Origin of the sequence: Microbacterium sp. ZOR0019, assembly GCF_000800925.1 — a bacterium.
Classification (GTDB): Bacteria; Actinomycetota; Actinomycetes; order Actinomycetales; family Microbacteriaceae; genus Microbacterium; species Microbacterium aurugineum.
On the sequence record NZ_JRKC01000104.1, the window covers coordinates 1 to 10,370 of the forward strand.

11 protein-coding genes and 1 pseudogene are annotated in these 10,370 nt (G+C 69.2%); 4 read left to right on the forward strand and 8 right to left on the reverse strand.

The window, feature by feature from the left end:
• Positions 1–1,653 (forward strand): malate synthase A (aceB, locus tag L978_RS17915; protein WP_442921875.1); only part of this gene is annotated, 1,653 nt, incomplete at its 5' end.
• Positions 1,654–1,751: 98 nt separating this feature from the next.
• Positions 1,752–2,183: a hypothetical protein gene (locus tag L978_RS17920; protein ID WP_047524839.1), complete on the forward strand. Its 432-nt coding sequence runs from the start codon at positions 1,752–1,754 to the stop codon at positions 2,181–2,183.
• A 13-nt stretch (positions 2,184–2,196) separates the two neighbouring features.
• On the opposite strand, the gene L978_RS17925 is transcribed toward L978_RS17920, so the two are convergent.
• Entirely contained in the window at positions 2,197–2,715 is a 519-nt protein-coding gene (locus L978_RS17925; RefSeq protein ID WP_131492339.1) for an Lrp/AsnC family transcriptional regulator, read from the reverse strand.
• Between the two features lie 105 nt (positions 2,716–2,820).
• On the opposite strand from L978_RS17925, the gene ald reads away from it, so the two are divergent.
• Positions 2,821–3,915, forward strand: coding sequence for an alanine dehydrogenase (ald, locus tag L978_RS17930; RefSeq protein WP_047524841.1), 1,095 nt, complete (start codon positions 2,821–2,823; stop codon positions 3,913–3,915).
• Between the two features lie 81 nt (positions 3,916–3,996).
• A complete protein-coding gene (locus L978_RS17935; protein WP_047524842.1) occupies positions 3,997–5,196 on the forward strand; it encodes a pyridoxal phosphate-dependent aminotransferase in 1,200 nt (399 codons plus the stop codon).
• Positions 5,197–5,328: 132 nt separating this feature from the next.
• Here the strand turns inward: L978_RS17935 and L978_RS17940 are convergent, their stop codons facing one another.
• The 7 genes and pseudogenes from L978_RS17940 to L978_RS19055 all read right to left on the reverse strand — a co-directional run.
• Positions 5,329–5,730 (reverse strand): VOC family protein, encoded by a 402-nt coding sequence (locus L978_RS17940; protein ID WP_047524843.1) that lies wholly within the window; start codon positions 5,728–5,730, stop codon positions 5,329–5,331.
• 30 nt (positions 5,731–5,760) lie between these two features.
• Positions 5,761–6,894: a UDP-N-acetylmuramate dehydrogenase gene (locus L978_RS17945; RefSeq protein WP_047524844.1), complete on the reverse strand. Its 1,134-nt coding sequence runs from the start codon at positions 6,892–6,894 to the stop codon at positions 5,761–5,763.
• A 13-nt stretch (positions 6,895–6,907) separates the two neighbouring features.
• A complete protein-coding gene (locus L978_RS17950; protein WP_047524845.1) occupies positions 6,908–7,306 on the reverse strand; it encodes a MaoC/PaaZ C-terminal domain-containing protein in 399 nt (132 codons plus the stop codon).
• A complete protein-coding gene (locus L978_RS17955; protein ID WP_047524846.1) occupies positions 7,306–7,773 on the reverse strand; it encodes an FAS1-like dehydratase domain-containing protein in 468 nt (155 codons plus the stop codon). Before L978_RS17955 ends, L978_RS17950 begins: the two co-directional genes overlap by 1 nt.
• Positions 7,774–7,802: 29 nt before the next feature.
• On the reverse strand, positions 7,803–8,600 hold the full coding sequence (locus L978_RS17960; RefSeq protein ID WP_047524847.1) for a sulfite exporter TauE/SafE family protein: 798 nt from the start codon (positions 8,598–8,600) through the stop codon (positions 7,803–7,805).
• A gap of 37 nt (positions 8,601–8,637) precedes the next feature.
• A complete protein-coding gene (locus L978_RS17965; RefSeq protein WP_047524848.1) occupies positions 8,638–10,185 on the reverse strand; it encodes a tripartite tricarboxylate transporter permease in 1,548 nt (515 codons plus the stop codon).
• Positions 10,185–10,370, reverse strand: a pseudogene (locus L978_RS19055) (tripartite tricarboxylate transporter TctB family protein); the annotation flags it as partial. The gene L978_RS17965 and the pseudogene L978_RS19055, both read right to left, overlap by 1 nt.

Sequence of the window (10,370 nt, forward strand, 5' to 3'; positions counted from 1 at the left end):
CCCCCGACCACCGCTCCCCCGACCACGGGCCCGATCCAGACGACCCAGCTGGGCCCTGCGATCGAGGTCACCGGACCCCTCCGCGAGCGCTACGAGGAGATCCTGACGCCCGAGGCGATCGCCTTCCTGACCGAACTGCACCACCGGTTCGCCGCCCGTCGCCATGACAGACTCGCCGACCGGATGCGTCGGCGCTTCGAGATCGGCAACGGACACGACCCGCGCTTCCGCGAGGACACGGCACACATCCGGGAAGACCGCGACTGGCGCGTCGCTGGCGCAGGACCCGGCCTCGAGGACCGGCGCGTCGAGATCACCGGCCCGACCGACCCGAAGATGACGATCAACGCCCTCAACTCCGGCGCACGCGTGTGGCTCGCCGACCAGGAGGATGCCACGAGCCCGACCTGGAAGAACGTGATCGAGGGGCAGCTCTCACTGCGCGAGGCCATCCGCGGCGAGCTGTCGTTCACCTCCCCGGAAGGCAAGGAGTACCGCGTCACGGCGGAGCGCACCCCCACGATCGTGATGCGCCCGCGCGGATGGCACCTGCCGGAGAAGCACATCGCGTTCACCGACCGTGCGGGTCGTCGTACCTCGGCGTCCGGCTCGCTCGTCGACTTCGGGCTGTACTTCCTGCACAACGCGCAGGCGCTGATCGAGAGCGGCCGCGGACCGTACTTCTACATCGCCAAGCTCGAGTCGAGCGAGGAGGCGAAGCTGTGGGACGACGTCTTCTCCTTCAGCGAGGAGTACATCGGCATCCCGCACGGCACCATCCGCGCGACCGTGCTGATCGAGACGCTGCCTGCCGCATTCGAGATGGACGAGATCCTCTACGAGCTGCGCGACCACTGCGCGGGCCTGAACGCCGGGCGGTGGGACTACATCTTCTCGATCATCAAGAACTACCGGGGTCGCGGGGCGCGGTTCGTGCTCCCCGACCGCAGCGAGGTCACGATGACGGTGCCGTTCATGCGGGCGTACACCGACCTGCTCGTGCAGACCTGCCACAAGCGGGGAGCCTTCGCCATCGGCGGCATGAGCGCGTTCATCCCGAACCGTCGTGACCCCGAGGTGACGGCGCGTGCCATCGAGAAGGTCACCGCCGACAAGAAGCGCGAGGCGGGCGACGGCTTCGACGGCACCTGGGTCGCGCACCCCGACCTGATCCCCACGGCGCAGGCCGAGTTCGACGCCGTCCTGGGCGATCGTCCGAATCAGGTCGACCGTCAGCGCGACGACGTGCACGTGGAGGCGCGTGATCTGCTCGACCTGCACATCGGACGACCGATCACCGCGCAGGGTGTGCGGGACAACGTCTCGGTCGCCATCCGCTACCTCGAAGCCTGGCTGCGCGGACTGGGCGCCGTGGCGATCGACAACCTGATGGAGGATGCCGCGACCGCGGAGATCAGCCGTTCGCAGGTGTGGCAGTGGATCCACCAGGACCGGACCACCGAGGACGGCACCCTCATCACCGCCGAGTACATCGAGGGACTCATCGCCCAGGTGCTCGCCCAGGCGACGCGCAGCCACGGCGACCGCTTCGACGATGCGGCGGAGATCTTCCGTGAGGTCGCGCTGCGCGAGCAGTTCCCGACCTTCCTCACACTCGGCGCCTACAGCCGGTTCCTGGTCGACGAGGACTGAGCGATAGACGAAGAGCCCTCGGGGTCGCGGCGGACACCGCACCCGGGGGCTCTTCCCGGTCCCGAGCCGGGCCGACCGGGCGGGCGTAGCCTGGAGGCATGACCGACGTCTGGGCGGACATCGCCTCCGAGTTCCTGCACTTCTATCCGCGCGGCAGGCGCCTGCTGGCGGTCGCCGGGACGGATGCCGAGCGCTCGCGTGCCGCGGCCGACGCCCTGGCTGCTGCCCTGACCGCCGTCGACCAGGAAGTCGTCCGGGATCATTCCGCGGACGGCGGGGAAGCGGGAGTGCGTGAGGCCGTCACCGCGTTCCGCCAAGCCCCGACGAGCGATGTCATCCTGCTCATCTCCGGCCCGGCAGGTCTGCTCGGTGAGCGCACCAGGGGGATGTGGAACTACGCGGTGTGGCAGCTCGCAGGCGACGAACCGCCGCACACGGTCGCGGGCGCGATAGTCGATGTGACCGATCCCGCGCATCCGACGCGGCGATTCGCCGACTACTGCGCACTCCCCGCCTCCTACGGCGCCTGACACGCGGGGCCGCTCAGTGGAACGACGCGGCCACCGAGTTGCGGTGATAGTCGAACACGATGCTGGTGCGGGTGGAGGCGACGCTGCTCTGGGCCGACAGATGCTCGAGCACGAACTCCCGCATCTCCGATGAATCGGCGACCGCGATGTGCAGGAGGAAGTCATCGTCACCGCCGAGGAAGAACACCTGGATGACGGGCGGGAGGACACGCACCCGGTCCGCGAACTCGACGATGCTCTCCCGGCGACCGCTCGGACGCAGGGTCACCCCGATGATCGCCTGGAGCCCGGCCCCCAGCTTCCGCTCGTCGACGCTCGCGTGGAACCCGGTGATCACCCCCCGATCGATCAGCGCGCGCAGCCGCGTGTGCGCGGTCGACGGTGCGACCCCGAGCCGAGCGGCGAGCTCCGCATTCGTCATCCGTCCGTCGGCGGTGAGGAGCTGCACGATCCTCGCGTCGATCGCATCGAGCGCGGGCGCCCGAACGCTGTTCGGCCCCGGGGCGTCAGAAGGCATCTCCATACGAAGCATTATTCAGGAATTCGGGCATCAACGAATCATCTTCACTGATTCTATTGATCTGGCGATGTTTCTGCGATCCTGGGTCGGTCACCTCATCACACCCCTGGAGGATCAATGAAGATCGGCGTCCCCACCGAGGTCAAGAACAACGAGAACCGCGTCGCCCTCACCCCCGCCGGCGCCGATCGGTTGGTCCACGAAGGCCACCGCGTGCTCGTGCAGACCGGCGCAGGGCTCGGCTCCGGCATCACGGACGAGACCTACCGCGACGCCGGCGCCGAAATCGTCGCGACCGCCGCCGAGGCCTGGGGCGAAGCGGATCTGCTGATCAAGGTCAAGGAGCCGATCGCCCAGGAGTACGGCTTCCTCCGGCCCGACCTCACGCTCTTCACCTACCTCCACCTCGCCGCCGACCGCGCGCTGACCACCGCGCTCGTGGATGCCGGGACGACGGCCGTCGCCTACGAGACCGTGCAGCTGCCCGACCGCAGCCTGCCGCTGCTCGTGCCGATGAGCGAGATCGCCGGACGGCTCTCCGTGGTCATGGGCTCGCACTCGCTGCTGCGCTCGCAGGGTGGTCGCGGAATGCTGCTCGGTGGCATCGCCGGCACCCCTCGCGCCAAGACCGTCGTGATCGGAGGCGGCGTCGCCGGTGAGCATGCCGCCGCGAACGCCCTCGGACTCGGCTCGAACGTGACCGTGATCGATGTCTCCCTCCCCCGCCTGCGCGAGCTCGAGCACCGCTACGGCGGCGCGCTGGAGACCCGCGCCTCGAGCCGCTACGACATCGCCGAAGAGCTCAGGACCGCCGACCTCGTGATCGGCTCCGTGCTGATCCCCGGCGCCGCTGCCCCCAAACTCGTCACCGACGACATGGTCGCCGCGATGAAGCCGGGATCCGTGCTCGTCGACATCGCGATCGATCAGGGCGGGTGCTTCGAGGGCTCGCGCCCGACCACTCACGACGACCCCACGTTCGCCGTGCACGACTCGATCTACTACTGCGTCGCGAACATGCCCGGCGCGGTTCCCGAGACCGCGACCCGTGCGCTGACCAACGCGACGCTGCCCTACGTCTCGGCGATCGCCGGCAAGGGCTGGGAGCGTGCCGCGTCCGAGGATGCCGCGCTCGCGAAGGGACTGAACGTCCAGAACGGGCACATCACCCTCCCCGCCGTCGCGCAGGCGCACGGCTTCCCGACCGACTGACCTTCCAGACCCGAAAGAACCTCGGATCTTGGCGACATCCCACACCTCGCGCGCCGCATCGACCCGAGTACGCTCGTAGTCGTGACCGAACGCGCTCCTCTCTCCCGCAAGCTGTCCGCCATCGCCGAGTCCGCGACCCTCAAGGTCGATGCCAAGGCCAAGGCCCTCAAGGCCGAGGGCAAGGACGTCATCTCCTACGCCGCCGGCGAGCCCGATTTCGCGACGCCGCAGTTCATCGTGGACGCCGCCGCGGAGGCCCTCGCCGACCCCGCGAGCTACCGGTACACGCCTGCTCCCGGCCTCCCGGCGCTGCGTGAGGCGATCGCCGCGAAGACCCTGCGCGACTCCGGCCTGGAGGTCTCCCCCAGCCAGGTCATCGTCACGAACGGTGGCAAGCAGTCCGTCTACCAGGCGTTCCAGGCCGTCGTGAACCCCGGCGACGAGGTGCTGCTCCCCGCGCCGTACTGGACCACGTACCCCGAGGCCATCCGTCTCGCCGACGGCACCCCGGTCGAGGTCTTCGCCGGCGCCGACCAGGACTACAAGGTCACGGTCGAGCAGCTCGAGGCCGCGCGCACCGCACGAACCACCGTGCTCGTCTTCGTGTCGCCGTCGAACCCGACCGGATCGGTGTACACCGCGAAAGAGACGCGTGCCATCGGACAGTGGGCGCTCGAGCACGGCATCTGGATCATCAGCGACGAGATCTACCAGAACCTCACCTACGAAGGTGTCAAGGCCACCTCGATCGTCGAGGCGGTGCCCGAGGTCGCCGGTCAGACGATCCTGGTCAACGGGGTCGCGAAGACCTACGCCATGACCGGGTGGAGGGTGGGCTGGATGGTCGGCCCGACCGACGCCATCAAGATCGCCGGGAACCTGCAGTCGCACCTCACCAGCAACGTGAACAACGTCGCGCAGAAGGCTGCCATCGCCGCACTCAACGGTCCGCAGACCGAGGCCGAGCAGTTCCGCGAGGCCTTCGACCGCCGCCGTCGCCTCATCGTGTCGGAGCTGTCGAAGATCGACGGCCTCGTCGTCCCGAACCCCCTCGGCGCGTTCTACGTCTACCCCGACGTGCAGGGCCTGCTCGGTCGGACCTGGCGCGGCGTCACGCCGACCACCTCGCTCGAGCTCGCCGACCTCATCCTCGACGAGGCCGAGGTCGCGGTCGTGCCCGGCGAGGCCTTCGGTCCCTCCGGCTACATCCGCATGTCCTATGCGCTCGGCGACGACCAGCTGCTCGAGGGCGTGCACCGCCTCCAGCGCCTGTTCGCCTGACGCCGTCCCGCTCCGTCCGGCCCCGCTCCGTCCGGTCCCGCTCCGTCGGCCGAGACCCCCGCTGACCGTCGAGACCCCCTCGCAACCGCGGTGCTGCGAGGGGGTCTCGACGTGTGGCGGGGGTCTCGGCGGTCAGTCCTCGGGATGGAAGCCGATCAGCCAGCGGATGCCGTAGCGGTCGACGAGCGTGCCGTCGTAGTCACCCCAGGGGCGCTTCTGCAAGGCGTCGAGCACTCGCCCGTCGGCGGCGAGCTTGTCGAACCACTCGGTGAGGGTCAGAGCGTCGGCCGTGCCGAGGAGAGACAGGAACATGCCGCCCATCTGGACGGCGTCGTCGTCGGCACCGGCATCCGCGCCGGCGAGCTCGACGAGTCCGCTCAGCTGCCCGTGCGCGACCGCATCGCCCGGGCCGTCATGACGCCCTGCTGCGGCGTAGTCGAACAGCTGCAGGTCACCCCCGAACACGCCCTGGTAGTGGTGGAGCGCCTCTGCGGCGTTGCCGGGGAACAGCAGGTACGGGATCAGTCCGCTCATGCCGCGAGTGTATCCGCGACCGTCGAGGTCCTACAGGTCGACGCCCACCAGCACGGGCTCCGGCTGCAGCACGAGACCGAACTCGGCGTGCACCCTGCTCTGGATGAACCGTGCGAGCTCGGAGACCTCTGCCGCCGTCGCACCACCCCGGTTGGTCAGGGCGAGCGCGTGCTTCGTCGACACCGATGCGCGTGAGCGCGGGAGCTTGAACCCCTTGCGGATGCCGGCCTGTTCGATCAGCCAGGCCGCGCTCACCTTGACGTCGGAGACGGTCGCGGGCTTCGACGGCGGAACCTGCCCGTCGTAGGCGGCGAGAGGGATCACGGTCACCGCATCGAGGTCCGGGGCGACCGGCCAGCGCGGGCACTCGGACGGCAGCGACCTGGCCACCGCCGCGGTCACGATGGCGTTCTGGAAGAAGGATCCGACGCCGTGCGTGTCAGGATCCGCATCGTCCAGGATCATCCCCTTCGACGCGCGGGTGGCGAGGATCCGCTCCCTGACCCAGTTGAGCGGGACCGGCGTCTCGTCGACGAGGCCGAGCGCACGCCGCAACTGCTCGCCGCGGACCACGCGCTCCCCGGCGATCAGCAGGTCGACGGTCACCGTGAGGATCACGGCACGACGCTGCGGCACGCTTCCGTGGTGATGCTTGAGCACCGAAGTACGGAAGCCGAGGCCCAGATCGGCCGCCGGAACGGTCGAGATCTCGCCGGTCGACTCGTCGATCAGCTCGACCTCGACCAGCGTCTCCTGGATCTCCTGCCCGTACGCGCCGATGTTCTGCACGGGGGCGGCGCCGACGGTGCCGGGGATTCCGCTCATCGCCTCGAGTCCCGCGTAGCCGTGGGCCACCGCGTAGGCGACCAGGTCGTCCCAGCCGTGTCCGGCCTGCGCGCGCAGACGGATGCGACCCGGGTGCGGGGAGGGAAGCTCTTCGATGCCCTCCGTACGCACTCGGATCACGGTGCCTTCGAAGGGCTCGTCGCCGACGAACAGGTTGGAGCCGCCGCCGAGGACGAACCACTCGTCGCCGCGCACCCACGTCTCACGAAGGGACTCGACGAGACCCTCGGTCGTCGTCGCCTCGAACATCCGCTCCGGCGCTGCGCCCGTGCGGAGCGTCGTCAGCTCCGCCAGACGAACCGGCTCGATCTCCCGCATCAGACCGCCCTCATCAGACGGCGACGCGCAGCTGCGCCTTGACGAGCACGGTGGTCTCGCCGAACGTGACCTTGAGGTCGATGCGTGCGACCTGCTCGTCGACCGCACCGACGGTCGCGACGACCTTCACGTCCGCACCGTCGACCGGGTCGACGACGACCGGCTTGGTGAAGCGAACGCCGTAGTCGAGGATCCGCGTCGCGGGGTCGAGGGCCGCGACGACGACCGAGGACGCGATGCCCATCGTGAGCATGCCGTGGGCGAGGACGCCCGGGAGCCCGACGGACGCCGCCACATCGTCGCGGTAGTGGATGGGGTTGAAGTCTCCGGATGCTCCCGCGTAGCGCACGAGCGATTCGCGGGTAAGATGCACGGTGCGCTCGGCGATCACGTCTCCGACGGTGTAGCCCATCAGACGGCCTCCCCTTCATCCGTGCTGTCCGCGCCGACCAGCAGCACGCTGGTCGCGGTCACGACGTGGGCACCCGCGGGGTCGGTGATCTCCGCCTCGCTGGTGATCATCGCGTTGCCCCCCATCATCCGGATGCCGGTCACGCGCAGCTGTGCGGTGAGCTCGTCGCCCGCGACGATGGGCCGCGTGTACGTGAAGCGCTGCTCCGCGTGGATGGTGCGCGCGAGCACGATGCCCGAGTCCTCCTGCCCCAGCAGCTGCTGGAGCGTGAGGTCCTGGATGACCATCGCGAAGGTCGGCGGCGCCACCACGTCGGAGAAGCCCGCCGCGCGGGCCGCCTTGACGTCGGTGTGCTGCGGAGCGTCGGCGAAGACGGCACGCGCGAACTCGCGCACCTTCTCACGGCCGACGAGGTACGGGGCCGTCGGCGGGAACTCCCGGCCGACCAGTTCTTGGTTCACTGCCACCCCTCGATCCTACCGAGGCCGCCTCTCGGTCAGGCGCGCTTACGCCCTCTGACCGCCTTGATCGCCATCTGCACGGCGATCACCACGAGATATGCCGCGAACAGCATGTTGCCGAGGGTCGGATCGACGATCGTCGCCAGCCACGCCCCGAGCGCGGTCGTGGTGCACGCGGAGACGCCGATGAGCAGCGCGGCGAGCAGGTCGACATTGCGGTTGCGCAGATTCCCCACCGTGCCCGAGATCGCCGTCGGGATCATCATGAGCAGCGAGGTGCCCTTCGCGACGAGGTCGCTGGTGCCGAAGGCCAGCATCAGCACGGGGACGACGATGACGCCGCCGCCCACCCCGATCAGACCGGCGAGGATGCCGGTGCCGATGCCGACGCCGACCAGGGCGATTCCGGTCAGCCAGGTGAGCTCGAACGCGGCGTCACGCGAGGGGATGACGAGGAAGAGACTGACGATCACGACGAGGAGGAAGCCGACGAAGCCCCAGCGCAGGGCTGTCTGCGAGATGCGCGGCAGCAGGCGCGTACCGATCTGCGCGCCGAGCACGGCCCCGGCCGCCAGGATGATGGCGGGGATCCAGGCGACGGATCCGGTCGTGGCGTATGAGATGACGCCGACGCTGGCCGTCGGGACGATCGCCGCGAGCGAGGTTCCGGCCGCGAGGCGCTGGTCGAAGTGGAGCAGGAGAACCAGCAGCGGGACGATGACCGTGCCGCCGCCGACGCCGAAGAGGCCGGAGAGGAGACCGGCGAGAAGGCCGATCCCGATGAACGTGATGTAGGCGCGAGGCCCTCGTGCCCTGGCCTGTACGTCACTCACCGGATCAGCCTACTCCCGGCCTCCTCCCGTCCCGAACTCAGACCTCCGAGTCCGCCTTGATCGGCACGGCGATCGACTCGGTGAGCGCCTGCTCGTAGCGACGCTGCCGCCGACGCAACCACAGCCCACCGATGATCAGCAGAGCGAGCACCCCGTAGGCGATGGCTGCGAACGGCTGCATCACCAACGTGCTCAGGTCTCCCTGGCTCAGCTGCAACGCCTTGCGCAGCTGCTCCTCGGCCATCGGCCCCAGGATCATCCCGACCACCAGCGGCGCCACCGGGTATCCGTACCTGCGCATGAAGTATCCGAGGATGCCGACGATGAGCAGGATCAGGATGTCGGTCGGGGAGCTGTGCAGCGCGTACGCCCCGAAGACGGCGAACAGCAGGATCCCCGCGTACAGGTACGGCCGCGGGATCTGCAGCAGCTTCACCCACATGCCCACGAGCGGCAGGTTGAGCACGATCAGGATGACGTTGCCGATGTAGAGGCTCGCGATCAGCGCCCACACCAGGTTCGACTGGTTCTCGAACAGCAGGGGTCCCGGTTGGATGCCGTACGACTGGAACGCCGTGAGGATGATCGCCGCGGTCGCGGTCGTCGGCAGCCCGAGTGTGAGCAGAGGCACGAGCACACCGGCGGCAGCCGCGTTGTTCGCGGACTCCGGACCGGCGACGCCCTCGATGGCACCTCGTCCGAACTCCTCGCGGTGCTTCGACAGCTTGCGTTCGGTCGCGTACGAGAGGAACGTGGCGACGTCCGCACCGCCGGCGGGGATCGTGCCGATCGGGAAGCCGATCGCCGTTCCTCGCAGCCACGGCTTCCACGACCGGCGCCAGTCCGCCTTCGTCATCCATGAACGCCAGCCCCGGGTGACGGGGATGACGTCGACGCCGCCGTGACGCAGCCGCGCGGCGATGTAGAACGTCTCCCCCACGGCGAACAGTCCGACCGCGACCAGCACGATGTCGACGCCGTCGGACAGCGCCGGGATCCCCAGCGTGTAGCGCTGCTGCCCTGAGAGCCAGTCGGTGCCGACGAGCCCGAGGAACAGCCCGACGCCGAGCGAGAGCATCCCCCGGGAGATCGAGCTGCCGATCAGCGCACCCACCGTGACGAACGCGATGACGATGAGGGCGACGTAGTCGGCCGGTCCGAGGTTCACCGCGAACTGTGCGAGCAGCGGCGCCAGCAGGGTCAACCCCAACGTGGCGAGCGTGCCGGCGATGAACGAGCCGATGGCCGCCGTGGCGAGTGCGGCTGCGCCCCGCCCCATTCTGGCCATCCTGTTGCCTTCGATCGCGGTGACGATCGACGCCGACTCCCCCGGGGTGTTGAGCAGGATGCTCGTCGTCGAGCCGCCGTACATGCCGCCGTAGTAGATGCCCGCGAAGGTGATCAGCGCCGCCGCGGGGTCCAGTGTGTACGTCAGGGGAAGCAGCAGGGCGACCGTCATGGCGGGGCCGATCCCCGGCAGCACGCCGACCGCGGTACCGACGAAGACGCCGAGGAAAGCGAAGGCGAGGTATTCGGGTTGCAGCGCCGTCGCGAAGCCTTCGAGGAGCAGCGTCCAGCTGTCCATCAGAACATCCTTCCGAGCCAGCCGAGGGCAGGACCCCACGGGAGCGAGAGACCGAGCAGACCACCGAAGGCGATCTGGATCACGACCGCGACGACGATCCCGATCAGGAAGGCCATCCACCAGCGCTTCGCGGCGAGGGACCAGGCGACGCCGCCGAACAGGAGTGCGGCGGCCGGCGCCCAGCC

What these genes read in the sequence shown, in the direction of transcription:
- L978_RS17965 (WP_047524848.1), bottom strand. Translation starts at nt 10,185, where the DNA reads ATGGACAGCTGGACGCTGCTCCTCGAAGGCTTCGCGACGGCGCTGCAA.
- ald (WP_047524841.1), top strand. Translation starts at nt 2,821, where the DNA reads ATGAAGATCGGCGTCCCCACCGAGGTCAAGAACAACGAGAACCGCGTC.
- L978_RS17940 (WP_047524843.1), bottom strand. Translation starts at nt 5,730, where the DNA reads ATGAGCGGACTGATCCCGTACCTGCTGTTCCCCGGCAACGCCGCAGAG.
- L978_RS17925 (WP_131492339.1), bottom strand. Translation starts at nt 2,715, where the DNA reads ATGCTTCGTATGGAGATGCCTTCTGACGCCCCGGGGCCGAACAGCGTT.
- L978_RS17950 (WP_047524845.1), bottom strand. Translation starts at nt 7,306, where the DNA reads ATGGGCTACACCGTCGGAGACGTGATCGCCGAGCGCACCGTGCATCTT.
- L978_RS17945 (WP_047524844.1), bottom strand. Translation starts at nt 6,894, where the DNA reads ATGCGGGAGATCGAGCCGGTTCGTCTGGCGGAGCTGACGACGCTCCGC.
- L978_RS17920 (WP_047524839.1), top strand. Translation starts at nt 1,752, where the DNA reads ATGACCGACGTCTGGGCGGACATCGCCTCCGAGTTCCTGCACTTCTAT.